Annotated in this window: 19 protein-coding genes and 3 pseudogenes; 17 read left to right on the top strand and 5 right to left on the bottom strand. The window is 59.4% G+C overall.

What is annotated here, in order from left to right:
* Positions 1-337: 337 nt before the first annotated feature.
* The gene (locus ACZCWR_RS27790) at positions 338-1,540 is read right to left on the bottom strand and encodes a hypothetical protein (RefSeq protein ID WP_487304882.1); all 1,203 of its coding nucleotides are present in this window, start codon (positions 1,538-1,540) and stop codon (positions 338-340) included.
* A 568-nt stretch (positions 1,541-2,108) separates the two neighbouring features.
* Between ACZCWR_RS27790 and ACZCWR_RS27785 the strand changes: the two genes are divergently transcribed.
* The 5 genes from ACZCWR_RS27785 to bfr all read left to right on the top strand — a co-directional run bounded on the left by ACZCWR_RS27785 (position 2,109) and on the right by bfr (position 8,436).
* Positions 2,109-3,362 carry a CHAT domain-containing protein gene (locus tag ACZCWR_RS27785; protein ID WP_487304881.1) on the top strand — a complete coding sequence of 418 codons (1,254 nt, stop codon included), beginning with the start codon at positions 2,109-2,111 and terminating at the stop codon, positions 3,360-3,362.
* Between the two features lie 37 nt (positions 3,363-3,399).
* On the top strand, positions 3,400-5,115 hold the full coding sequence (locus ACZCWR_RS27780; protein ID WP_487304880.1) for a hypothetical protein: 1,716 nt from the start codon (positions 3,400-3,402) through the stop codon (positions 5,113-5,115).
* Positions 5,116-5,162: 47 nt separating this feature from the next.
* Positions 5,163-5,534 carry a GYD domain-containing protein gene (locus tag ACZCWR_RS27775; protein ID WP_487304879.1) on the top strand — a complete coding sequence of 124 codons (372 nt, stop codon included), beginning with the start codon at positions 5,163-5,165 and terminating at the stop codon, positions 5,532-5,534.
* Entirely contained in the window at positions 5,531-7,726 is a 2,196-nt protein-coding gene (locus ACZCWR_RS27770) for a CHAT domain-containing protein (protein ID WP_487304878.1), read from the top strand. The genes ACZCWR_RS27775 and ACZCWR_RS27770 overlap by 4 nt, the downstream gene beginning before the upstream one ends.
* A 224-nt stretch (positions 7,727-7,950) precedes the next feature.
* Positions 7,951-8,436: a bacterioferritin gene (gene bfr / locus ACZCWR_RS27765; protein ID WP_487304877.1), complete on the top strand. Its 486-nt coding sequence runs from the start codon at positions 7,951-7,953 to the stop codon at positions 8,434-8,436.
* Here the strand turns inward: bfr and ACZCWR_RS27760 are convergent.
* Positions 8,419-9,327, bottom strand: a complete 909-nt coding sequence (locus tag ACZCWR_RS27760; protein WP_487304876.1) for a LysR family transcriptional regulator — start codon at positions 9,325-9,327, stop codon at positions 8,419-8,421. The two genes, bfr and ACZCWR_RS27760, sit on opposite strands and share 18 nt — an antisense overlap.
* A gap of 111 nt (positions 9,328-9,438) precedes the next feature.
* Between ACZCWR_RS27760 and metE the strand changes: the two genes are divergently transcribed.
* Together metE and ACZCWR_RS27750 are read left to right on the top strand one after the other, a co-directional pair.
* Positions 9,439-11,694, top strand: a complete 2,256-nt coding sequence (gene metE, locus ACZCWR_RS27755; protein WP_487304875.1) for a 5-methyltetrahydropteroyltriglutamate--homocysteine S-methyltransferase — start codon at positions 9,439-9,441, stop codon at positions 11,692-11,694.
* Positions 11,695-11,879: 185 nt separating this feature from the next.
* On the top strand, positions 11,880-12,608 hold the full coding sequence (locus ACZCWR_RS27750) for a CbtA family protein (protein ID WP_487304874.1): 729 nt from the start codon (positions 11,880-11,882) through the stop codon (positions 12,606-12,608).
* A gap of 45 nt (positions 12,609-12,653) precedes the next feature.
* Here the strand turns inward: ACZCWR_RS27750 and ACZCWR_RS27745 are convergent, their stop codons facing one another.
* Entirely contained in the window at positions 12,654-12,968 is a 315-nt protein-coding gene (locus tag ACZCWR_RS27745; RefSeq protein WP_487304873.1) for a hypothetical protein, read from the bottom strand.
* A 226-nt stretch (positions 12,969-13,194) separates the two neighbouring features.
* Here ACZCWR_RS27745 and ACZCWR_RS27740 point away from each other — a divergent pair, with 226 nt between their 5' ends.
* A complete protein-coding gene (locus ACZCWR_RS27740) occupies positions 13,195-14,790 on the top strand; it encodes an aspartate:alanine exchanger family transporter (protein WP_487304872.1) in 1,596 nt (531 codons plus the stop codon).
* Here the strand turns inward: ACZCWR_RS27740 and ACZCWR_RS27735 are convergent.
* A complete protein-coding gene (locus ACZCWR_RS27735) occupies positions 14,774-15,508 on the bottom strand; it encodes a phosphatase PAP2 family protein (RefSeq protein ID WP_487306171.1) in 735 nt (244 codons plus the stop codon). The genes ACZCWR_RS27740 and ACZCWR_RS27735 overlap by 17 nt on opposite strands.
* Before the next feature lie 192 nt (positions 15,509-15,700).
* Between ACZCWR_RS27735 and fae the strand changes: the two genes are divergently transcribed.
* The 3 genes and pseudogenes from fae to ACZCWR_RS27720 form a co-directional block, all read left to right on the top strand.
* Positions 15,701-16,213: a formaldehyde-activating enzyme gene (gene fae, locus ACZCWR_RS27730; protein ID WP_487304871.1), complete on the top strand. Its 513-nt coding sequence runs from the start codon at positions 15,701-15,703 to the stop codon at positions 16,211-16,213.
* A 13-nt stretch (positions 16,214-16,226) separates the two neighbouring features.
* Complete coding sequence (locus ACZCWR_RS27725; protein WP_487304870.1) at positions 16,227-17,264, top strand: aldo/keto reductase; 1,038 nt, start codon at positions 16,227-16,229, stop codon at positions 17,262-17,264.
* Positions 17,261-18,676: pseudogene (locus ACZCWR_RS27720) on the top strand (NAD-dependent succinate-semialdehyde dehydrogenase); the annotation flags it as partial. The gene ACZCWR_RS27725 and the pseudogene ACZCWR_RS27720, both read left to right, overlap by 4 nt.
* A 687-nt stretch (positions 18,677-19,363) precedes the next feature.
* Here the strand turns inward: ACZCWR_RS27720 and ACZCWR_RS27715 are convergent.
* Positions 19,364-20,536, bottom strand: a pseudogene (locus tag ACZCWR_RS27715) (IS3 family transposase).
* Between ACZCWR_RS27715 and ACZCWR_RS27710 the strand changes: the two are divergent.
* The 6 genes and pseudogenes from ACZCWR_RS27710 to ACZCWR_RS27685 all read left to right on the top strand — a co-directional run bounded on the left by ACZCWR_RS27710 (position 20,508) and on the right by ACZCWR_RS27685 (position 25,553).
* Positions 20,508-21,062: an Lcl C-terminal domain-containing protein gene (locus ACZCWR_RS27710; protein WP_487304869.1), complete on the top strand. Its 555-nt coding sequence runs from the start codon at positions 20,508-20,510 to the stop codon at positions 21,060-21,062. The pseudogene ACZCWR_RS27715 and the gene ACZCWR_RS27710 sit on opposite strands and share 29 nt — an antisense overlap.
* Positions 21,052-21,420 (top strand): hypothetical protein, encoded by a 369-nt coding sequence (locus tag ACZCWR_RS27705; protein WP_487304868.1) that lies wholly within the window; start codon positions 21,052-21,054, stop codon positions 21,418-21,420. The genes ACZCWR_RS27710 and ACZCWR_RS27705 overlap by 11 nt, the downstream gene beginning before the upstream one ends.
* A 48-nt stretch (positions 21,421-21,468) precedes the next feature.
* Positions 21,469-21,837, top strand: a pseudogene (locus tag ACZCWR_RS27700) (transposase); the annotation flags it as partial.
* Positions 21,838-21,913: 76 nt separating this feature from the next.
* Entirely contained in the window at positions 21,914-22,387 is a 474-nt protein-coding gene (locus ACZCWR_RS27695) for a hypothetical protein (RefSeq protein WP_487304867.1), read from the top strand.
* A gap of 756 nt (positions 22,388-23,143) precedes the next feature.
* Positions 23,144-24,763, top strand: a complete 1,620-nt coding sequence (locus ACZCWR_RS27690) for an asparagine synthetase B family protein (RefSeq protein WP_487304866.1) — start codon at positions 23,144-23,146, stop codon at positions 24,761-24,763.
* 7 nt (positions 24,764-24,770) lie between these two features.
* The gene (locus tag ACZCWR_RS27685) at positions 24,771-25,553 is read left to right on the top strand and encodes a class I SAM-dependent methyltransferase (RefSeq protein ID WP_487304865.1); all 783 of its coding nucleotides are present in this window, start codon (positions 24,771-24,773) and stop codon (positions 25,551-25,553) included.
* The last annotated feature ends 22 nt before the right edge of the window (positions 25,554-25,575 follow it).

The following is a 25,575-nucleotide window of genomic DNA, read 5'->3' as shown; positions in this document are numbered from 1 at the left end:
CGCAGGCCTCGTTGACCTCTTTGCCTTCCTTGTCGTAGGAGATCAGGAAGTATTCCGCTCGGGTGCCTTCAATCGTGCGAATGGGCATGTCAACCTCTTCTCGATGACAGGGGTGTTCAGGCGATCGTGCGGGCACAGGATGCCCGATCACTTCCAGGAAAAGCCATACGAAAACTCGACGACAATAGACAGGATTGCTTTCTGTTTTGTCGGAAATAATTCTTCCGACAAGACCTTTCGCGTCATTCCGCGCATTCGTTGCGCGCGAGGCCGGTGTCAGCGGGAAGATCGGTATCGCCGAACATCTGGCGCACGAAGTCGAGCAACGCGGAATTCATCACGTCGCCGTGCCCGTCGATAATGCTTGCATCCGCCCTGATGTTCCAGACCAAGGTCCCCGCGTGGTCCATGCCGTCCATCGGCTTGACTTCGAGCGTGGCGCCGCCGCAGAACGTGCGCTGCCAGGTGGATGGCACTGTCTTTTGCGCATCGAGTCGTGCGCGAAGGCCTTCGATTGTGCGACCTCGAGCTGCTTGTTCGTCTTCACGGTCTGCGCGAGCGTGTCGCCGGTCAGCGCGAGCAGTTTGTCGCCGGGCGTCCAGCCCCGGCAGACGCTGCTATTCGGGTCGGGGCCGTGTAACAAATGCGTGACGTAGACATCGCCATGTCCGGGCGTCTGCTTAATGGCTTTCGCCTGTGCCCCGGATGACGTGGGCCGCTCGAAGATCGTGTTGAAGAAGCGGCCGGCGGGAAACGCAACGCCGGCTGCGTCGTCGGTGACCGAGGTGATCGACATGAACATGGGCGGCACGTAGCAGCGGTGTGTCTGCCGGTTCGCCACGCGATAGAGCGCTTCGAAGCGCGACGCCTCGAAGGCCGGATTCACGCGCGCGGCCGTATCCTTGCGGCTCCAGAACGACAGATCCAGCACGGGATCGGGCACGAGCCAGGGCTTTCCGCGCCATCCGACATAGATGCGGATGACCTGACGCCTGCCTTGCTGATACAACTCGTAGGACGCTGCGCGTTCCAGCAGCCGGCGGAACTTCATGACGTTGTCGTCGTCCTTGCTGGCGTCATGCTTCCAGCCGTGGATGAACAAAATCACCTTGAGGTCCTTTCCGTCGCGCAGATTCTCCTTAAGGTCATCCATCAGCGCGTCGATCTGCACGGCCGATCGATCAGGCGGAGCGTCGGCGCTCGCGTCCGCCTGGGGATGCACCCATCCCCGATCGTCGAACTCGACGAAATGCAGCTCGTACTTTCCATCGGCCACCTCCGGCGTGCGGTGAGCGCAGGCGGGTGGCGCTTCGCCCGCACTGTTGGCGTGGCATTGCAGGCGGTCGAGCCGGGGATCGACGACCTCGGTCCGATAGGCATCGTGAGAGGCGCAGCCGTGCAGCGCGGCGAACGTGACCCCGGTGGGACAGGCCGCCATGGTGCGCATTGTTTTGCTGCTGAACATGTTCGAAGCACCTCGAGCGTTGCGTGTTCGATCGTCGGCACGGGGGAGCATCCGATCAACCGGATAGGTCGCCATGCGCGCCTGCCCCTTCAACTTCGTATTGCATAAGAACGACTGTGGATCGGTTCATTAAAATAGATATCTTCGGATAAGCCAGACGAGTGGCGGACGAAGCGTCGAGTTTGGCCAAAAAAAACGGTGTGATCGGGAAGGTGAAATGGTTTGCCGACGACGAGACGCGACCGATAGCCCCATGCGCGCCGGCTTGACGGACAAGCGGTCGGCGCAGGCGACCCGTCTGCCCCGTCCGTCGTGGCAATGCGATACATGCGACGAATACAAAACCGTGCGGACTCCGAACACACACGTCTCCCACTCGCGGCGGGCATCGCTCATCGCATGACGAATTGGCGAAAGAATGCTTTTGATTGGCGTTCAAACGCCGCCTTCGCGTCTAGCATTGAACGGTCGTCATTCCAGCAGGAATACGAACTTTACCCACGTTGAAAAGAGAGCGCGGCGCAGACGATCCGGACTCCGGAATAGCAAACGTTGCCGTATCCGGGACCGGAGCGCTCGTCAGCCAACATTAACAAGCCACGCGCGCTCGCGATGAACGACGCCCATGACGATGAGGTGCGACATGACGGAAAAATACCTCGACTTCGATCTCCACATCGCGCGTGAAGGCGATGCCTACCGGGCGAACGTGCGCGACTCACCGGCCGGAAAAACACAGAACGTGCCGCTGAACTTTCCTCTGTTTCGCGATGAGAGCCCTGAAAGCTGGCTCACTCGGCTGGAAGACGCAATCATCAAAGGACGCGCCATTCGCGGCGGCCCTATGTCGAGTCACGAGAAGATCCTGCGGGAGTTCGGCAGCCTCGTGTTTCACGCGGTCTTCGATCACGAACCCATCGCCGACCTGTTTCGCCGCAGCATGATCATCGCACGCGAGAAAACCAATATCACGGGCCTGCGGCTCAAGCTGGCGCTCGAACCACCCGAGCTGGCGCTCTTGCCGTGGGAGTACATCGCCGCCAACTACATGAAAGCGCACGAGGGCGCGCCGCAACAATACCTTTGCCTCGACGATGTATCGCCGCTCGTCCGCTATCTGGATGGCGCGGTTCGCCCACGCAATACGCGCATCAACGGACCGTTGCGCATTCTCGGCATGATCTCCAACCCGAACATTCCGGGACGCAATCACTTCGACATCGGCCGCGAACGCCTCAAGCTCGATGCGGTGCTCGCCAAGTCCGATCAGCGGGTCCACTTCGAATGGCTCACGGGCGGCACGCGCGACGACCTGTGCAACGCCATGCAGAGCGGCGGCTGGCACGTTTTTCACTTCGTCGGCCATGGTGGCACCGAACTCGACTGCAGCGACGGCCGGACCGACTGTAACGGCTACGTCTTCATGGAAGACCAGCATTGCAATCCGGTCCGGGTCTATGCGGACGATCTGGTCAACGCGCTCAGCGGCAACAACGATCTGCAGCTCGCGGTGCTCAACTGCTGCGATAGCGGACGCGGTTCGTCGTTTTCGAGCCCAGGGGCACGGCTGGTCCTCTCAGGCGTGCCGCTCGCCATCGCCATGCAATTCGCCATCTCGGACGAGTCGGCCTCCGCATTCGCCACGCGTTTCTATCAGGCGCTTTTCCAGGGATTATCGGTCGAGCGCGCAATGACCCGGGCACGATGCGACGTGCATTTCCAGTCACGCGTGGAGTGGGGCATTCCGGTGCTCTTCACGCACATCGACTCGAGTGTCTGTTTCAACATCAACGCCAAACAGCAGCCTGTTACCCAGCGGACGCCCGACACGGACCGCAAGCTCGCGGCTCGCGCAGCGCTTCGGGAACTGATGCGCCCGGCCGGCGCCGCGCTCTGAAGCGGGCCCGAAGCGAGGCCTTCGTAAGGAGGAGATCATGATCGACCCGCACTGGAACTATGCCGTCACGCTGGCGGCGATACCCGTCGTCCTGATCGCGACGCGGACCTTCGGCCAACCAAGCTGGTCGCGTTCGTACACGATGTCCGCCTTCTATCGCGGCGCGTGGCTGGCTTACGTGATGCTTTACGTGCTGGTGCTCGTCACTATTTGCGCGACGCTGAATCGATTTCTGAGCGAGCCCTTGCCCCTTGGCCTGCCTGACTGCGCGAAGCCGACTACGCTGTCACCCGGACAGATCGAGGGGTGTGCGCTGGCACACCGGGTCTGGACCGCGCAATTTTCCGTCTGGATCGGGCTTGCCATCGTGACGCTGCTGAGCGCATACCGACCGCTTGCACGCTGGCCACGCACCTGGCTGCATCGTCAGGCAGGCATTCCCACTCACGCGCACAGGCTCGCCAAGCAACTGGCGGAAAGCGCTTTCGAGCCCGACGCGGCGATGCGCGAGGACGCGAGCGAGTTGCTCATCGCGCGCGGCATCGATATCGACATCAAGGACCCGCTGGAGCCGCTCGCCGTGCCGGCCGAGCGTCTGCTCAATGCCACCGCCCTGTTCCTGACGCTTACGAGCGTCACACGCTCCAGACGTTTCAGAGGCTTCCTGCGCGAGGCCGATAATGAATATTACGCACTACGCAGTCACTTCGACCGGCTTTCGCTGCGCATCCCTCGCAGCTTCGCTGCCATCGGCCGCGTGGGCGAGATGTTGCACCTGTTCCGCGTCGATCACCCGGACAACGCGCACAAGTCGCGTGCGGACATCGACAGCACGGCCCAGCAACTGGTGACCGACCTCATCACCGACGCGTGCAAGGACATCGCCGATTTTCATGAAGAAGCCTGTCTGTTCGCCGCGCGTGTTGCGCTTGCGTGCCGCAGGACCGGCAAACGGCGTCAGCGACTGCTGCGCAACATCGGTTTCGCCACCTACACCGACGACTCGCATCCCACCGTGATCGGCGTTCTCACACGGGCTGCGGTTGCGCTGCTCGCGGGCATCTGGGTGGCGGTGCTCATCCTGCCGCATCCGATTCCGCAGAGCCCGCACAGTTCCCCCGACATCGGCCACGGCGCATTTATCTCGATGGTCTTCGTGATCATCATCACCGCGCTGTCCATCACGATATTCATCAAGGACCGCTGGGGTTTCGCCAATGCGGGGCTCGACGGACGCACGCCGATCAGGTTCATCGTGGGCGCGGGGCTGTGCGCGTCATTGTTCGCCTTGGCAATCAACCTCGTGACCGGTGCGTTGCTGCTCGGCGGCTGGCACGGTGCGATGACCCGGCTCGCATACGGCTGGCCTTACTTGCATGTATCCGGGGCGACCTCCGCCGCTGTCGCATGGCTCGTGCAGGATCATCGCTGGCGGCGCACGCAAAGCGCCCTCATGCGACGCCTGCTCGATGCACTCATGCTGGCGGCGGTGTGGTTGCTGGCGAGCAATCTCACCGCCTTGCTCGCCAACATCGCGAAATTGTCCGACATGGCCTTTCTCGAACGCGTGCTCGTCACGCTGGAAAATGCACCGTCGATCCTTCAGGAAGGTTTCGCGACCAAGCAGCTGATCGTCAGCGTACTGTTCGGCGCCGTGCTCGGCGCCATGGTGCCCGAGTCTGTCAGGCGCGCGTATCCGCGTGTGCACTCGCCATCGATCGTGAACTACGGCGCAGTGAGCGCCGGTTCCTAGATGCCCGCCCCCACGCTCCACGCAAGTCGCTGCCGAGGAACACGACCATGCCTTTCTACCTGCATCAATGGCGCTACAAAGACACGCAGATTCGATCGATGCTGCTCGAACCCGACGATCGCGCCGAGGTCATCCGCGCGGCGACCGAGGCGTTCGGCGGCACGCTGCATCACTTCTTCTATAGCTTCGGCGAATACGATGGCGTCGCGATCTCGGAGTTCCCGGACAACGATGCGGCACTCGCCAGTCTGATGTCGATCTTCGGGCAAGGGCGTATCAACGAAGTGCACACCACGCTGCTGTTTCACCCCGAGGAAGGGCTGCGTGCGCTTAAACTGGCTCGAGAGGTGTTCGGGCCGGCCGATTCGCCTGCAAGCACCGGAACGCGACGCCCGACCCGGCCCGCGAGGTCCAGATGAAGCTCGGCGATGTGTTCAAACCCGCGTTGGTGCTCGACGCGACCATGTCCCCCACGGCAGCGCTCGAACGGCTGGCGCTACATGGGTTCTGGCGTGATCCCGGTGATGAGGGCGCCGCGCAGGTGCTCGCGCGGATCAGCAAGCGTACCGGCAGAACCGTGGCGCAGTTGACGGCGTCGCGGGCGCGCCCACTCGATGCGATGTTCGCGGTGATTCGCCGGCAACGCGCGTTGCACGTGAACTGGCATGTTCATCGGCTCGACGACTTCATCGATGCCTGCAAGGCTCACAAAGGCGCGAAGGACTTGCTCGTTCTGACCGAATTGTCCGAACCGGCGAACGCCGTGCAGGCCGACGAACTCGTCAGACTCGACAGGCCATGTGTACTGCTGCGCGGCTACGAAATCGAAACGGCAGCGATTCCGCCACGGCGGACCGACGTGGTCACGGGTCGTTCGCGGGGCGGATTGGACCTCGAGATAAGAAGCGGCACGGTTGCAAGCCAGCCGAGCGCCGAGTCGGTTGACTCCGACGCGTTTGCCGCTTCCGCTATCCCCGCTGCGCGTCCCTCTCGCCGTTCCCTCAAATTCGTCGAGGCATGGCCGTACATCGACGCCTATTCGAGAGTGCGCGCCGAACGGCCCTTCAAAGTGACCGTCGGCTTCGCGCAGCAAAAGGGAGACGGCGTGGCGGGCGCGCGCATGAAGATTCCCCGGCCATCGAAAGATGCGTCGATCGACATGACGATCGAACTCAGCGCGGCCCAAGGGGTGAGGGCCCTCGACGGATGGACTCGCTCATTGCAATTTCACCCCGACGATATCGACACGGCGCAGGTCACGTTCGACATCATCGGCGACGTCGACGATCCGGACGAAGCAATCCTTACCATGCTCGAAGTCCGTTACGTGATGGCCGGCACCGTGATCGGTTTCGCCGCCAAGCCGATCATGATTCTGGGCCGGAACATGACCCCGACGGGAGGACACCACAGTCAGCCGATGCTCGCCGAAGCGCAATCGATGCTCTTCGCGCCCGACGCCGACGCGCCCGATCTCACCATCGAGATCAGCAAGCCGGACCGCAATGCGGCGAACGGACACTACGTCGTCACGCTACGCTCGCCACATGCGCTGAACACGGCGCGCGGACCGTTCTACATCGATCTGGGGCAGGACGCCCGGACCTTTGCCAGCGCACTCGTCGACGAAGTGCGCGAGGCAAGCGGCGACGTGCTGCTCGAAATGACGCTTGAAGCGCAGGGGCGTCTCATCGCACAGTGTCTTCCGGCACAGGTGTTCGAGGCGCTTTCCGAAGTCGCGCGGCACAGCGCGCCCGAATCGCCTGCCGTGCTGATCGTCAGCGCCGAGCCTTACGTTCCGTGGGAACTGGCGTGGATGGACACGCCTCTCGATGCCACACAGCCGGCATGGCTCGGCTGCCAGACGCTGCTTGGCCGCTGGCTCCGCGCAGGCAACGACGAGCCGCTACCCAATGGCTTGCCGCGCCCGGCGACGCATCCGTTGTCGAGAATCAGCGTGCGGCATCTGGCGGTGATGGCCGCGTGGTACAAACGCAAGAGCGGCCTGACCCGCCTGCAGAAAGCCGAGGACGAAGCGCGCTCGCTCGCGCGCAGTCATGACGCCTGTCGTCTGGATGCGACCGCCGGTAGCATGCGCGACCTGCTGCAGCGGTCGCTACAAAGCACATTTCCGTCCGTGGAAGACGTTGAGGCCGTGCATTTCGCGGGCCACGGTGACTTCGAGATCGATCGGGCAGACGCGTCCGTCTTGTTTCTGTCGAATGGCGCGCCATTGCGTTCGACGCTGTTCCGTGCAGCGAAGTTCGGCGGCACGCTCCAGCCGCTGCTGTTCCTCAACGCGTGCATGCTCGGCGTCGGCGGCGAATTGCTCGGTGACATGTCGGGCTTTCCGGGCAACGCCTTGCGAGGCGGCTTCGGCGGCGTGTTAGGCGCGCTCTGGGAAGTGGACGATCAGATCGCGCACGACATCGCGCTGGAGTTCTGGCGTCGCGCCCTGCCGCCACCGCCGGCATGCGGTGAGCCGATCGGCGCCATTCTGCGTTCGTTGCGGCGAAAATATCTCGCTTCGAATGGCGTGCCGCCTGATGCAACCTATCTGGCCTATGTCTTTTACGGTCATCCGCGGCTGCGGCTGACGCGCGCGAATTGATGGCGAGCAAGCTGTTCGCCCCAAGCAATTACAACCGGAGTCTGCGACGCGTATTCGCATGCCTTGAGCGCAAATTGCACGTCACGCGCGGTGATCCAAAAGGCTCGTCGCGCATCACCCTGATCTACTCAAAGATAGATAAACGATTCGATAATGAGTCTCGTTGCATGGGTTTGTCCAATCAGCGTCTATTCTTCGGTGTAGTCAAAAGCGCCGGAGGCAGCATGCAAAGCGATCCGAAAGTCATCGACACGCTCAACGCAGAACTCAAGAACGAACTGACTGCAGTGCATCAATATTTGTTTCATGCGCGGCAGTATAAGCATTGGGGATTGACCGGACTCGGCGCGCATGAGTATGACGAATCGATGGACGAGCTATCGCACGCGGACAAACTCATCGAGCGCATCTTGATGCTCGATGGCACGCCGAACCTGCAGGACATGCACACGCTCAAGCTCGGCACGCACACGCAGGAGGCGCTCGAATTCGATCTCACGCTGGAGCGCGCCGCGCAAGTGCAATGCAAGGAAGGCGCGGCATATTGCGAGTCCGTGCGCGATTATGTCTCGCGCGATCTGCTGGTCGAATTGCTCGATGCCACCGAGGATCATATCGACTGGCTGGAGACGCAGCTTGGTTTGATCGACAAGATCGGCATCGAGAATTATCAGCAATCCGCCATGCATTCGTCATCGGTGAGCGCTTAGGCGCGCATGCTTGGCTTCGCGCGCCAGCTTTAAAAATGCCGCGAGATAATCGATGCCGAGGTCCGCATCGCGCACGCCGAGATAAATCTTCTTGTCGATGCCTTTCCTTCCAAGCTTCACGGTGGTGATCTTCATGCGGTCCGCGTACTCTTCCGCCAGCCAGCGCGGCAAGGCCGCGACGCCGCGCCCGCTTTCGACCATCTGCAACATGATGTCGGTCGTTTCGATCGTCTTGTGACGGCGCGGCACGACATTCGCAGGCGTGAGAAATTGCGCGTAAATGTCGAGGCGATCCGTTTCCACCGGATACGTGATGAGCACTTCGGTGCCGAGTTGCCCGGGCATCACATGCGGCAGGTTGGCGAACGCGTGGTCATCCGCCACCACGAGCACCTGCTCGTAGTCGAACACCGGCTCGAAGCGAATGCCCGGCTTCTTCAGTGGATCGGGCGTGACCAGCATGTCGATCTCGTAATCGAACAGCGCGCCGATGCCGCCGAACTGGAAGCGCTGCTTCACGTCCACGTCCACATCCGGCCAGCGCGCAAGGTACGGCGACACGACCTTGAGCAACCACTGGTAACACGGATGGCACTCCATGCCGATGCGCAGCGTGCCGCGCTCGCCCTGCGCATATTGCTGCATGCGTGCTTCGGCCTGCTCGAACTGCGGCAGCATGCGATTCGCCAGCCCGAGAAGATAGTGGCCCGCCTGCGTGAGCCGCATGGAACGCCCTTCACGCAGCCATATCGGCGTGCCCAACTGCTGCTCCAACTTTCTCACCGTATGACTGAGCGCCGATTGCGTGAGATTGAGTACATCAGCGGCAGCGGTCATCGAGCCTTGCCGCTCGACTTCGCGCACGACCATCAAGTGAGCGCGTTCCAGCATGTTTTTGCTCCATGAAATAAGTTAATCGATGCATGAAAACATACCATTTTTATTCATGCATTGGAAACTCTATCATCGGCGATGAAACCTCATTCAAGGACGACACGCACGATGGTCACGACACACAATCTCGGCTTCCCGCGCATCGGCGCACATCGCGAACTCAAGTTCGCGCTCGAAAGCTATTGGAAGAATCAGTCGTCGCGCGACGCGTTGAAAGCCGTCGGCGCGCAGCTACGCGAACAACATTGGAAAGCGCAGGCGCATCTGGATTACGTGCCGGTGGGCGATTTCGCGTTCTACGATCAAGTGCTCGACATGAGCTTCACGCTCGGCAATCTGCCGGAGCGCGTGCGCGGTTTTGATGGCGACGCGCTCGACAACGCCTTTCGCGTGGCGCGCGGACGTTCGGCCACATGCTGCGGCGGCGTGCACGCAGGCGAGATGACGAAGTGGTTCGACACGAACTATCACTACATCGTCCCCGAGTTCGATGCGAACACGCAGTTCACGCTCGATGCCTCGCGCCTGATCGAACAACTGACACAGGCGCGCGCATTGGGCGTGACGGCCAAGCCCGTCATCATCGGGCCGGTGACGTATTTGTGGCTCGGCAAGTCGAAGGATGAAACCGACCGGCTCGAACTCTTGCCGCGCATTTTGCCGGTATATGCCGCCTTGCTCGATCACTTCGCGGCGCTCGGCGTGGATTGGGTGCAGATCGATGAACCCGCGCTCGTGACCGAACTCGATCCGCGATGGCAAGCCGCGTTCGTCGCGGCTTACGATGTCTTGTCGGCGCGTCGCGTGCGTTTGCTGCTTGCGACGTACTTCGGGCAGTTGCAGGAGAATCTGCCGCTTGCATGCTCGTTGCCGGTCGATGGTCTGCATATCGATGCGATCAACGCGCGCGAAGAAATCGACTTACTCATTGCACAGTTATCCGAAACATCCGTATTGTCGGTCGGCGCGATCAACGGACGCAATATCTGGAAGACCGATCTTATCGGAACGCTGGAATGGCTCGAACCGCTGCATGCGCAACTCGGCAAATGTCTATGGCTTGCGCCGTCGTGCTCGCTGCTGCATGTGCCTGTCGATCTGAACAGCGAAACTCGACTCGATGCCGATATCCGTTCGTGGCTCGCATTCGCGCTGCAAAAGCTCGATGAACTGAGCGTGCTCGCCCGCGCACTGAACGAAGGCCGCGATGCAGTAGCCGATGCGCTCGCAGAAAACGCTTCCGCCATCGAAAGCCGACGCTCATCGCCGCGCGTTCACAATCGTACGATCAAGGAAGCGATTGCACGCACGCAACGTCTGAGCCCTTACGAAATACGCGCGAAGAAACAAGCATCGTTGTTCAATCTTCCCGCATTCCCGACGACGACCATCGGTTCATTCCCGCAGACGCAAGAAATTCGTCACGCGCGCCAGCTTTTCAAACGCGGCGAGTTAGACGCCCACGCTTATCGCATCGCAATGGAAAAGGAAATCACGCGCGCCGTTAAAGAACAGGAAGCGCTCGGCCTCGATGTGCTCGTGCATGGCGAAGCCGAGCGCAACGATATGGTCGAATACTTCGGAGAACGACTCGATGGCTACGCGTTCAGCGAATTCGGCTGGGTTCAATCGTATGGCTCGCGTTGCGTGAAGCCGCCGATTCTGTTCGGCGACATCAGCCGTCCGAAGCCGATGACGGTCGAATGGACCCAATACGCGGCATCGCAAACAAATAAGCCGATGAAGGGCATGCTCACCGGTCCGGTCACGATCCTGAACTGGTCGTTCGTGCGCGACGATCAACCGCGTTCGGCGTCGTGTCATCAACTTGCGCTTGCCATTCGCGACGAAGTGCTCGATCTGGAGCGCGCGGGCGTGCGCATCATCCAGATCGATGAAGCCGCGTTGCGCGAACGACTGCCTCTGCGTCGCGCGCAATGGGACGCTTATCTGCGCTGGGCGGTGGAATCGTTCCGCATCGCGGCAGGCGGCGTGCAGGACGAAACGCAGATTCACACGCATATGTGCTATTCGGAGTTCAACGACATCATCGCGTCGATCGCGGACATGGATGCGGATGTCATCACCATCGAGACCTCACGTTCGGACATGGAACTGCTCGATGCCTTCGAACATTTCAGCTATCCGAATCAAATCGGTCCGGGCGTGTATGACATTCACTCGCCGAACATTCCGAGCGAAACGCATATCGTCGATCTGATGAAGAAAGCCGCGCAACGCATTCCGGCAGAGCGGCTGTGGGTGAATCCTGACTGCGGCCTCAAGACCCGTCAATGGGATGAAGTCATTCCCGCGCTCAGGAACATGGTGTCGGCCGCACGGCATTTGCGCGAATCCATGTGAACGAAGATGCGCGGCGTGCCACGTTTCCGACGTAGAATGCGCCCAATACGTTTTCCGGAAGCCGGTGCAATTCCGGCGCGGTCGCGCCACTGTGACCGGCATTCGCGCATGCCGGAAGTCAGACCCGGAACCCGTACCTTTTCAATCAGCTTCAGGGGCGCGCAACCCCTCGGGAGGACATACACATGGTCGGAAAATTGTTGGTGCGCGGCATGATCGCGGGCATCGCGGCGGGCTTGCTCACGTTCTGCTTCGCCAAGGTCACGGGTGAACCGCAGGTGGATCGCGCCATCGCCTTCGAAGAAAAAGCCGATGCAGCGAAGGGCGAAGCGCCCGAACCGGAACTCGTCAGCCGTCACACGCAAGCGGGCTTCGGCTTGTTCACGGGCGTGGTCGTTTATGGCGCGGCGGTGGGCGGCATATTCGCACTGACGTTCGCTTATCTCTACGGACGCGCGGGGCGGCTCAAGGCGCGGCCGCTTGCGGCATTGCTGGCCCTTGCGGCGTTCGTGGCCATTGTCATCGTGCCGAACATCAAATACCCGGCCAATCCGCCATCCGTGGGCGATCCTGAAACGATAGGCTATCGAACCGGATTATTCTTTTTGATGATCGCCATCTCCATCGCGGTGATGGTGTTCTCGCTGAAGGTGCGGCGACGTGCCGCCGTGGCGTGGGGCGAATGGAATGGCTCCATCGTCGCGGGGCTGCTGTTCATCGTGTTGATCGCGGTCATTCAGAACGTGTTGCCGGTGATCGATGAAGTGCCCGCCGCGTTTCCCGCCGTCGTGCTGTGGAAGTTTCGCGTGGCGGCCATCGGCATGCAGGTGGTGATGTGGACCACGCTCGGACTGCTGTTCGGCGTGCTGGCCGAACGTTGCGGCTTGCCGTTGGAGCAGCGCGCACTGGCCTGATACAAAAACGGCGCGAAGAATAAATCCTTCGCGCCGGTCATTTGCTCATCGCAAGCCGAGTTGTTCAGCCCGGTTGATGTTGCAACCCGCATGCTCGGTAAAGATCACGCGATTCTGATTGTTGATGTAGATCGCGTAACGGTCGGTCGCATACTTCTTGAAGCCGTACTCGATGCACTGCGAATGCCACGGTCCCCAGTTGCCATCGGGCGGACCGAGCCGGTCGATGACCTCGTCCTTCGTCATGCCGACATGCACCTGGCTCATGACCGCCACGGGATTCGGGTCGCTGGCGCATCCGCTCAGACCTGCGATCAATGTCATCGCGCCGATGAATGCGCCTAGTAAGGTTCGAAGCATCGTGTCACCTCTTTTGAGAAAGGTGCAAAACTAACGGCACGCCCGCGTCGCGACAATCGACCAAATCCGAATCCGAACCGATGCGTGATGCGCGTCGTTTCAAGAAAGTCCATTGCGGCGCGCGTGCGCCTTTCGTAGCATGGCGCGACGCGTCTTTCTTCCGGCTTACGCAGGCCGCGAGAAACGGTGCGTTTCACGGGCAGCGGACCAGCGACGAGGAGCCGCCATGAACTTCGTGATCGCGTTACTCGAACAGCAGCCGTTCTTCGCGCTCTTTCTCACCATCGCGTTGGGTTATCTGGTGGGCGAGATCAACCTCAAAGGGTTCTCGCTCGGTGTGGGCGCTGTGTTGTTCGTGGCGCTCGCGGTGGGCTGGCTCGCACCGAAATCCGCGCCCGCGCCGATGGTCGGCACGCTCGGTCTCGCGCTCTTTCTCTATGCCGTCGGCATTCAGTACGGACGGCAGTTTTTTCTCGGCTTCAAGAGTGCTTATGGACGGCGCGCGAATCTGCTTGCGCTGATCGGCGTCGCGCTGTCGGCGTTCGTCAGCGTGATGTATGTCAGGGTGCTGCATATCAATCCGGGGCATGCGCTTGGCCTGTTCGCCGGTTCGGGCACGAGCACGGCGACCTTGCAGGCGGCCATCACGAAGCTCGGCAGTCAGGACCCGGCGGTCGGTTATTCGGTGGCCTATCCGTTCGGTGTCGCCGGGCCTATTTTGATGCTGTATATCGTCTATGCCTTCATGAAGCCGAAGAAGGAAACATCGGCGGATGCGGGTTTGAGCGGCCTCGAAATCACCGTACGCAATCCGAAGCTGCTCGGCATGCGAATCGAGGAACTGACGCATCGTGTGCCCGCGGATGTGCGGATCGTCGCGCGACGTCATGCGCAACACAACGAAGCGGCCACGCCGGACATGAAGCTCAACGAAGGCGATTCGCTGCTGATCGTGGGCACGAGCGGCGAATCGCTGGCGGCGGCGGTGCAGCAGATTGGCGAAGTGGAACCGGGGCGGATATCGAAGGATCGCAGCGATCTGGATTATCTGCGCGTGTTTGCGTCGCGTGCGGGCGTCGTCGGGCGCGCGTTAGGTGAGTTGGAATGGCCGGGCGGCCAACCCGCCGTCGTGCTTCATGTTCGGCGCGGCGATACGGACCTGCTCACGCATGCGGATTTCGTGCTGGAACCCGGCGATCGCGTCGGGCTGCTTGCCAATCGCGGATCGTTCAAAGCGCTGCGGCGGTATTTCGGCGATTCGATCAAGGCAACGGCGGACTTCAGCTATATCTCGATCGGTTTCGGCATGGCGCTCGGGTTCTTGCTCGGCGCGATTGCCGTGCCCTTGCCAATGATCGGCAAGATATCGCTCGGGCTTTGCGGCGTGCTGATCGCGGCGCTCATCCTCGGGCATCTACGGCGCACGGGCAACGTATCGTGGACGATGCCGCTCTCGGCCAATCTGGTCCTGCGCAATTTCGGGCTGACGGTATTTCTCGCGCAGGTCGGCATGTCTTCAGGACCGCGCTTCGCAGCGACGGTTTCGCAGACGGGCTTCGAAATGTTGGGACTCGGCGCGCTGCTGCTCGTCGTGCTCGTGCTGCCTATCCTGCTGTTGGGCCTGCTGGTGTTTCGCATGCCGTTCGATCAGGTCGCGGGCATCGTCGCGGGGGCGACGGGCAATCCGGCGATTCTCGCGTATGCCAACAAGCTCGCACCGGGCGATGCACCGGATATCGGCTACGCGATGATCTTTCCGGGAATGACGATCGTGAAGATCGTGTTGGTGGATGTTTTGCCAGCGGTTATTGGTTTGGGTTGACGGCGTTACGTCGCCGCATCACTTCCGCCAATCCAATACACCCCGCCAGCCACGCCCCACCCACCGCGAACCCGCCCACCACATCCGCCGGAAAATGCACGCCGATCACCACGCGGCTCGTGCCGATCATCAGCACGACGAAGCTCGCCAGCGCGACGATCCAGCCATCCCAACGACTCGGCGCGAGACGCATGAGCATGTACGCGCACAGGCCATAGCAGACCATCGAGCCGAACGTATGGCCGCTCGGAAAGGAAAAGCTCTCGGGCAAGGGAACGAGCGCGCCGGTCGGGCGTGTGCGGCGCATCGATAGTTTGATCGTCGTGTTGAGCAGACCGCCCGCGCTCGCCGCGACGGCAAGATAAACCGCCAGCCCCACGCGCCGCCGCACGAGCAGCACGCCGCAGACCAGCGCGCACATCACCGCGAGAAACCACGGATCGCCGAGATGCGTGAGCCGCGAAAATAGCGGCGATGCAAACGCCGGCAATCCACCGCGAATCGCATCGAGCAAGCGCTGATCGGCGGCGGCGAACGCAGAACCCTCCGCGACGCGTTTCGCCATCGCGATGAAGACGCCGACGCCGAGCGCCATCATCGACGCCGCAACATACGCAACGGCACGCCGGCCCCAGCGCCACGCGACAACACACACCGCTGGCACAACGAGATGCGCCAGCACGATCACCGCCACGGCATGGCGATGCGCGAAAGTCATGTAGTCCAAGTGTCCTCACTCCGGCAAAGCCAAAAAAAGAACCATTCTCTCCGAAACCCTTACGGGTCATCCCGGAGTTGATTCCATCTCACACCCCTCCTCAAAAATCCTCGATTCCTCCTCGCGCGAAGCCCGCCGCAGAATGCCTCATCCACCGGGGGCGGTGGCAAAAAACGCTATAGGAGCAGTCAAGTGGAAAAGAACCTCTTTATCGGTGAAGGTTTCGAAGGGCCGGGCGTGAATCTCGCCCATATCAACGTGCTGGTCGGGCCGCGCAACGGTCCCGCCGGACAGGCGTTCGCGACCGCGCTCGCCACGCCGTCCACGGGTCACGCGCCGTTCGTCGTGATCGCGCAGCCGGGCGTGCCGACCAAGCCGCTCACGCTGTACGTCAACAAGGCGCAGATCGACGGCGACTTCCACGGTAACGCGACGTGGGGCGCATCGCAGGCGGGCATCGCGAAGGCGGTGGCGGAATCGCTCGAAAACGGCACGCTGCCGCCCGAAGCCGAGAACGACTGGGTGGTCGTGTCGGCCAACTGGGTGAATCCCAAAACCGACGATCTCGATGCCGTGTTCGAGAACAACTACCGCGCCTGCAAGAACGCGATCATCGCCGCGATGGAAGGGCTGCCGCACAAGAGCGCCGTGTTCAAGGCCGCGCGCGATGTGTCGAACCCGTTCTACACGCCCAAGAAGCGCTAAGGAGTTCTGGCAAATGGAATATATCCGTCTCGGCCAGTCCGGCCTGAAAGTCTCGCGCCTGTGCCTCGGCACGATGAACATGGGCACGCCGCAATGGAAGCCGTGGATTTTCGATGAAGCGCAGAGCGAACCCATCGTGCGCCACGCGCTGGAAGCGGGCGTGAACTTCATCGACCTGGCGGATTTCTATTCGACGGGCGTGGGCGAGGAAGTCGTCGGGCGCATTCTCAAGCGGCTGGCGAAGCGCGAGGATATCGTGGTCACCACCAAGGTCGGCTACGACATGGGCAGCACGCCGAACGCGGGCGGTCATTCGCGCAAGCATGTGATGGACGGCATCGACGCGTCGCTGAAGCGCCTCGGCATGGATTATCTGGACATCTACATGCTGCATTTTTTCGACGTGAACACGCCCGTCGAAGAAACCATGGCCGCGCTCGACGATATCGTGCGTGCGGGCAAGGCGCGCTATATCGGCGTCTCGACCATGTACACGTGGCAATTCGCCAAGATCATGCAAGCCTGCGAGCGGCATGGCTGGCACAAGCCGATCAACATGCAGTTGCAGTTGAACGCGGCGTATCGCGAGGAAGAACGCGAAATGATTCCGTACTGCATGGATCAGGGCGTGGGCGTGTCGGTGTTCAGTCCGCTCGCGCGCGGCCTGCTTTCGGTCGATCCGAAAAGCACGCGCAATCAGACGGATTTCTTCACGGCGCAAATGTATGGCGACCCTGCATCGCAGGCCATCGCGGCATCGGTGGCGCGCGTGGCGGCACGTCGCGGCGTGAGCGCGGCGCAGATTGCGCAGGCCTGGGTGCTCGGGCGTCCGGGTATCGCGAGCATGCTGGTCGGCGCGGATTCGCCCGCGCAATTCGACAGCGCGCTCGCCGCGCTCGATACGAAACTCGACGCCGACGAACTGCACGAGATCGAGCGCAACTACACGCCGTGCGATCTCATCAACGATTACACGGCGGGCAAGCGTATCGCGCGCCACGCGCGTGAGCCGCAAGGCGCGTTCGATGAACAACTGGAGCGCGCAGCATGAAGGATCTGTTGAGGACCGGTCATTACATCGACGGCAAATGGCTCGAAAGCGCGGATACGTATCCGGTGAGCAATCCCGCGTTGCCGGGCACGACTATCGCGCGGGTGGCGCGTGGCGGCGCGGCGGAAACGCAGCGCGCCATCGACGCCGCCAAGACCGCGTTTCCCGCCTGGCGCGCGTTGACGGCCAAGGAACGTGGCGCACGCGTGAAGCGCTGGGGCGAGTCGATGCTCGAACATCGCGAAGCGCTCGCCACGCTGCTCACGCGCGAGCAAGGCAAGCCGTATGCCGAAGCGCTCGGTGAAGTGGCCTATGCCGCGAGCTTCTTCGAATGGTTCGCCGAAGAAGCCAAGCGCAGTTATGGCGACATCATTCCGAGTCCGAAGCCGAATTCGCAGATCGTCGTCACGCGCGAACCGGTGGGCGTGGTCGCCGCCATCACGCCGTGGAATTTTCCGTTGGCGATGATCACGCGCAAGGCCGGCCCCGCGCTCGCTGCCGGTTGCACGATGGTGCTCAAGCCTTCCGAGGAAACGCCGCTGTCCGCGCTCGCGCTGGCCGTGCTGGCGGAAGAAGCGGGCATTCCGGCGGGCGTGTTCAACATCGTTTCCGGCGATGCCATCGCCATCGGTCAAACGCTCACCGAATCGGCGGATGTGCGCAAGCTGTCGTTCACCGGCTCCACGCGCGTCGGCAAGCTGCTCGCGAAGCAATCGGCGGACACGCTCAAGAAGCTCTCGCTGGAACTCGGCGGCAATGCGCCCTTCATCGTGTTCGACGATGCCGATATCGACGCTGCCGTGCAGGGCGCCATCGCTTCGAAATTCCGCAACACGGGACAGACCTGCGTGTGCGTGAATCGCTTCTACGTGCAGGACGGCGTGTACGAAGCCTTCACGCAAGCGCTGACGCGCGCGGTCCACAAGCTGCGCGTGGGCGACGGCTTGCAGGGCGAGTTCGATCAGGGTCCGCTCATCAACGAAGCGGCGCTGAAGAAAGTCCAGACGCATGTCGCCGATGCCGTGCAGAAAGGCGCGAAGGTGCTGACCGGCGGCAAGGCGCACGCACTCGGCGGCACGTTTTACGAACCCACCGTGCTCGCGGATGCGCAACCGTCCATGCTGATCGCGGACGAAGAAACCTTCGGCCCGGTCGCCGCATGCTTCCGCTTCAAGACGGAGGAGGAAGTCGTCGCGCTCGCCAACGACACGCCGTATGGCCTGTCCGCGTATTTCTACACGCGCGATCTCGGCCGTGCGTGGCGTGTGGCGCAGGCGTTGGAGAGCGGCATGGTGGGCATCAACGAAGGCATCATCTCGACCGAAGTCGCGCCGTTCGGCGGCGTGAAGCAGTCGGGACTCGGCCGCGAAGGCTCGAAGTACGGGCTGGATGAGTACATGGAACTCAAATATCAAGAAAAATCGCTGAAACCCTTTTTCGGTGGACGTCTGAGCGGTTTTCAAGCAGTCTACGAAAGCGAGCGAAACCATACAATGCGCCACCAAAAATCAACAACTTATAGCAACATTTTTAACAAGCATAGTCCACGGGGCACCGCGGATCTTTGATCAAGGAGTACTGGCTATCGCGCATCCAATGCCTTGCTCGGCGGCTTAAGTACGTGGCTCAAATCTTCGCGTGCTCGTGCAACACGGGTAGCTCATCATCATTACGCTTCCGCCAACGCTGCATTGAAGCAACCAACCAAGCTCGATGGCGAGGTTGGTTGCTTTTCGCATCAGGGTTGGTAGTCTTTAAATTCCCATGCAAATACCTTGGCGAGCTTATTCGCAATTGCATATTCGAGATTAGCTCTTCGCCCGTGCGGACGAGGTTTAGAGTTGGCGGCATTTCGCATCTATCTCGCGATTCCCTCTGGCCCACGCCGATTTCCACACAATCACTTCGAAATCCAATGACGAAAGAGATAGAACGAATTAATCTTAACGCTGGTTTTCCTTCGACCAGCCGCCACTTTACTGTGCATCGATACGGGACCCGTGGTGCTCGACCAAAAATTTACCTGCAGGCAGGCCTGCATGCCGAGGAAATACCCGGAATGCTTGTGAGGTCGGTCGGAATCCGTGGACTCCAACGGATTAAGCAGCGATTTTACGCAAATGAAATCGCTGCATGAAAGCGGCCGGCGACAGATAGTCCAAACGCTCTTGTGTGCGTTGCCGGTTGTAAAAGATCTCGATGTATTCCGTAATTTCTCTCTGGGCCTGATTACGAGTCACGAACTTGCGATAATAGACGGGTTCATTTTTCAGTGAACCCCAGAATGACTCGATGGTTGCGCTGTCGAAGCAATTGCCTCGTCTGCTCATTGACGCCTGCATGCCGAACTGTTTGAGAAGCTTCTGATAGGCGTGAGCGCAATACTGACTGCCGCGGTCCGTGTGCTGTATCAGACCGGCCGGTAGTCGGTGCGACGCCACAGCACGAAATAGTGCATGCATTACCAGCTGTTTTGTCATGCGCTCGCTCATCGCGTAGCCGACTACCTCTCCGCTAAACAGATCTTTGAGGCCGGCCAGATAAAGCCATCCCTCATCGGTCGCGATATACGTGATGTCACCGCACCAGGCCTGTTTCGGCCCGCTTACCTTGAAGTCCCGATTCGGCAGGTTCGGTGCGACTGGTAGGTTGTGGGTTGAATTGGTCGTCGCCTTGAATTTGCGTTTTTACTTGCATCGCAGGCCGAGCTTTGCCCGCAAACGCTTGATGCGATGAACGCCGATTTGAACACCATGATTCGCCAGATCCTTTTGTAGCCGCTCTGGACCGAAGGTTTGTCGGGTCCGCTCGTGAGCGGCGCGCCTGTGCTTCGAGTTGAAGCTCCCGCTCAGCGTGCAGCGACACCGGCCGTGTGCGCCAGGCGTAGTAGCCGCTGATGGATACGCCCAGAAACCGGCACATCGGCGGCACCGGGTAATGCTGTCGTATTTGTTCGATAACGCCGTACCTCACCGCGACTCCTTCGCAAAGTACGTCGCAAACTTTTTTAAGAGATCGCGCTCCATCTTCACTTCCGCCAACTCCCGTTTGAGCCGCCCCAGCTCCGCCTCGATCTCTGTGAGTGGCCTCTGGGTCTGTCCAACCTGCTCCAGCTTGCCCTCCTTTGCGGCGCGAACCCAGTTCGCCAACGTCTTCATCGAAATGGACAGTCGACGCGCCGCTTCGGACACGCCAACGCCGTCAGTCATTGCCAGCTTTACTGCTTCTTCACGAAATTCCTTCGTGTACACGGCCTTGGGGATTCGATTCATCAATGCCTCCATTCTTCAATTCTACGGAATGTTGGCATCCACTTTCTTCAGCCGACCTCACTACGCTGGCGTCGTGCTCGGTGGAAACAGCGCAGCGGACTATCACCTGATTCTGCTGCCGGGCGAGGTCGGAGACGTCGAATGGAAGCGCGCCGGTCAATGGGCTATCAAGCAAGGCGGTGAACTTCCCACGCGACGCGAGCAGTCCCTGCTCTTCGCCAACCTGAAGGGCGAGTTCGAGTCTGACTGGTACTGGTCCGGCCAGCAGCAGGAAGAGAACACCGGCTGGGCCTGGTGTCAGAACTTCGGCTACGGCAACCAGTACTACGGTGCCCAGGACGACGAGTTCCGCGCCGCGCTGTGCCCAGATTCATCCCTTCAGCAAATCTATCAGACCCCAATTATCAAGCGCACGAGCGCGAGCTTATCAAGGACGAGAAGTGAAAGAAAATCTGAAACCGTGTCCGTTCTGCGGATCGACCAATGTGCGCGATGCCCGCCACTACATCGAGTGCATGAACGATAACTGCATGGCCTTTGGACCCATTGGGAACACGCCTCAGCAGAAATTCGAAGCATGGAATCATCGCGCCTCCTCCGCGAGCATTCTAGGGGAGTATCGAACCGCAGAGTATTGGACGGCCAAGCACCGAGCCCGAAAAACAGAGATTGAGCGGTTACGCAAGCGGATCACGACGGCGCAGGCGAACGCTCGGGAGGCGCAAGAGGCCCTCCATCTCGTCGCGGCAAAAGTAGGTGGACTTTTTGCATGCACGGCGCACGGCATGCCGGTTTCCGGGGCGGCGTTCGATGAAGCGCGCGACGCAGTGAGAATGGCATCCGACTTGGCCGCCGACATTGCCGAGGAGTCGTGCCATGGATGAGCGCGGGCAATTCGAGCCGGCTCTCTGGATGTGCAGCAGCACTCGCAGCCGAAGACGGTACTGGTCGATCTGGGGTTTCGCGGTGTAGATGCCGAAGTATCATCAGAACGCCTGATTCATCGTGGAAAACACAAGACCCTGACCAGCACACAACGGCGCTGGCTCAGGCGACGGCAGGCGATCGAGCCGATCATCGGCCATGTGAATCAGGATCACGGTATGCAGCGCTGCTGGCTCAAGGGGCAAACCGCTGACGCGCTGCGTGCGGTGCTGTGTGCGGCCGGCTACAACCTGCGCTGGCTACTGCGCGCGATCGTTCGCCTGGGCCTCGGCCCTGTATTCTCGTTGCTCGCGTGGGCGCGTTTCCGACTCAACGTCATGCCTCAACCTTCACTTGTGCGCCGCAGATCTGGCTGAAATGTGCGCTTACGTCCGGACCAGACTGCGCAGTCGTCGGACCTGCAAGATTCAATTTTGCAGGTCCGACTCTTAAATGAAGGCGCTTTTCGCGACGCGCTTCGCCTGTGCATTTTCTAGGATGATTACCTCGGCAGCGGGTCTCTGTGAATGGCATGCTGCCAAAAATCGCTGCGAGCGTTGTGGTCGTCGACTTTGGGAGCACTTTTTTATAATCAAAGCAACACACCTTTTGCACCATAACGGCCTATTTGCAGTAACTTCACCAGTTGACGGCAGAGTTCATGCCGGACGTACCGATGCGGCTGGAGTCCAACCCGCAGGAGCCGCACAGGTCGATTTCGGCACGTGTCCGATCTTCGCCAATGCGCACACCGGCGAAATCCACAAGACTTGGTTCTTTGTGATGATGCCGCGCTGGTCGCGGCATCAATACGTTGAGTTTGTCCGCAATCAGAGCGTCGACACGTGCTTACGATCTCGTCATCACCCCTTTAAATCGCTCAATGCTGTAACGGAGCGCGTCACGCTAATAAGCACGGTCACCTAACAGGCCGAATTATCTGATTTATTATCCCAATATGTGGGTTTACACGAATAAAAGCACGAGCGTTACCTGTGCAAACTTGCGTCTGAGCATGTGGCGTCCGCTCAACGGTCGAGCGCTCGCCAAAGAGGTGACGCCCTACAAGTACGCGTTGAATGTAACTTTCCACGCAACAATTAGCAGGTCAGTTGGTGGGGCGTACCACTACCGTCGATCAGATTGCATTACAAGGAGAAACGAATGCGCAATTAATATAACCAACCAGCGCGGGTGATAGGCTCTCAAAACCGTAGAGTAACAAACTCTCGGCTCGTTTTATTGCTTTGAAGCGAATGCAGAACGTCCAACGGAGGCTGCTTCAACAGACGCGAATAGGCATGCCGCGCAGATTTGGCACAACCCTCGCTTTAGGCTTTCCGAAATCGCTCGCAATCACCTAATCGCCAAGAAAAGCCCAATTATCGCTGTGAATAAGCCGCATTTCCCCGCATGACCATCATGCGCTTTCAACGTACTCTCATCACGGAGTGTTACTTTGCAAATCACTAGATCTGCCACTGAAATTGCCGCTACAGAATCGCTCGCTACATTCATCGATGCGGTGAAACCAGCGGGGTTACACTCGTTCGAAGTACAAACAAGCCTTCTTGATAAACCACCGCGATCGCAGCCCAAACATCCCGGTGTGGGCGACAGTGCAACTTTAACCTACTTCTGACCTCCGCTAGCGATATTATGCGGTCCGGCCCCGATAGACCAATGGCATATCGGGCCGACCGAGCCACCGATGCGCGTAACTCTTCGATGCTGACTTCTGAAATTCGAGCTGACATATCCGTTCGTCGCCCTTTCGTTGATGGAACCACACTGTCGTGGCCCGAGGGTCGCATAGATTTACTCCAACATCCCTCTCTCTTATCGCGCCTCTATTTAACCGCAGGGGCGTGGTTCTTGCTGGTTGCGGAAGCGCACGCGCGCGATCCGCATCAGACCGACATTGAGACAATTTTCTGTTCAACCGACGAATATAGGGATCATTTTGCAAGATCTACAAATCGCCGCGGCGAACACTTTATAGTCGAACATATTTTCGAAAGGGATCGTTGCGAATGGCAATTTTGCGCTAGCGCGCAGGGAACATGTCCGGTTTATTTCAATTGCCAAGGCTCTAAAGTGAATCTGGGATGGGATCTGGCCGACTTTATTGATCGAGTAAGGCCATCGAAACTCGACCGACGGTTCATTATTCAACAGATAGCTATGCAGAGCATCTACACCAGTCGAACAGCGTTCGAAAGTATTAGATTGCTGACCGAGCGCGCCCGTTTACGTTGGCAAGATGGCCATTTTCAGTTCAGTTATCCCTCAGATAGCGGGCTTTCAAGGAAGAACGAACTGAATTCGGCAGTTGATGTCGTCGACGCGTTTGACGAAGTGCTAAGAGATGCACTTGCTGTCCGTAGACTCGATCTCGAAGCGACCATCGCTGAATTGAGTGGCGGTGTTGACTCAGCGTGCGTCTTCACTGCTTACAGGCGTTTCGTTCGCAGCTCATGTGACTCGGCTGGAATTATTCTTCCTGGGACCCTCGGTCGGGACCAGGCGGAAAGGCGACAGTTGATTTTAGGTCGAAGCAGAGGCGTTGATCATTCATGTGCTATCGAATCTTGCATGCCCTCTTTTTTTCTCACCAACGACATAAGACCCGCTCGCTACATGCCTTATGAGTATTATCACCGAGCGTTTTCCGTCATTTGGGATTCGGCAGCTTCGGCTCGGAAGCGCGTGATACTTGGTGGTTATGGCGGCGACGAACTATTTTTATCTCGAGACAAGGCTGGATCGGCTTTGGTTGAGCGCGAACCAGATCCGACTGCGAGTGCACAAAATTTACTATCAAGTGAAGCTCGAAGAGAACTTTCAGAGCTATTTCACGAGCGCGCGCCAGCTGGAATTTTAGCTGACAGTACGCTTCTCGCTAACTTGTCTCATAGCGCTCAACTAGTGCAGAAAGGCTTGTGGCCAGTGAACGTGCTGGCCGACCCCCTTGTCATTGCGTTTTGTCAGAATCTCCCTGACGATTGCCGGAAAGAAAAGTTCGTCGCGATAAAATATCTCGAAACGTTTTATGGCATGCCGTTCTATAAGGTCCGCGACTATGGGGAAAATTTTGTGGAGGTGGCAAGAAAAGCTCTTCGATCTGAGTGGCCGAAGGCCTTATGCGTGGTAAAAGATGGGATCCTCGCCTCCGAAAACTTGATCGATACGGCTGTTGTAGAGGCGCAATTTCGGGCGTTCATTGCCGGCGACAAACATGAGCCCTTCGCACAACTGGCAAATTTAGCCTCCATTGAGCACTTTCTTCGTCTAAATCTTTAACGACGCTATGACTCAAGAAGACGTAACGATGCAGTACACAGGGGTTGAGGGAATGATGGATGGGTCATCCGACATATATCTTCACTTTTACCGACAAGTCCTTGATGCCGAATTAACGAAGCGAGAAGCTGGAAAATTATGTGAACGCATTAGCGTCAGACCAGGAATGAAAATTCTTGATCTAGGGTGTGGTCACGGACGGATGTCGAATCATTTGGCTGCGATGGGAGCAGTCGTTACTGGCGTGGATTTCAGCGAAACGGCTATCGGCCTCGCCCAAGAAAGCGCCCGGCCGCCGCAGTTCGCTGCGACTTACGTTCGCGGCGACATGAGGGAACTTGACTCGATCGTCGATTGTCAGACCTTTGATGCAGTTCTTCTATGGCATGCGACCTTTGGTCTTTTTAGTGACGTGGAGAACGCACGAATGCTGGCTTTATGCAAAAATGCACTGAAGCTTGGGGGATCACTGGTGATTGACCACCTTAATAAAGCGCACTATATCCGCAGAGATCAACCCTTCTACGATGTACTTAAGACTCAAACCGGATTATTGGTCAATCAATATACATACAATCTACATACCGAGCGACTAAGCACAAAGAGGATGAGCGTAATTGAAGGAGATCATCACGCGGGCGCTTTCTCGGTAAGATTATACGGTGCTCAGGAGATCGCTTCACTCCTTCAGAACTCTGGATTTGCCGACATTAACATAAGAGATATCGATGAAAATGAGCTGACGCTCGATTCCACTAGAATGCTAGTGTCCGCTCGCCGGAGCAGCTAGCTTTTGATAGGGCAAGGAGAAT

It is taken from the genome of Caballeronia sp. A2-2, assembly GCF_057612605.2.
Note: the sequence above shows the minus strand (reverse complement) of the source record. Positions and strands in the feature narration are given on the sequence as shown.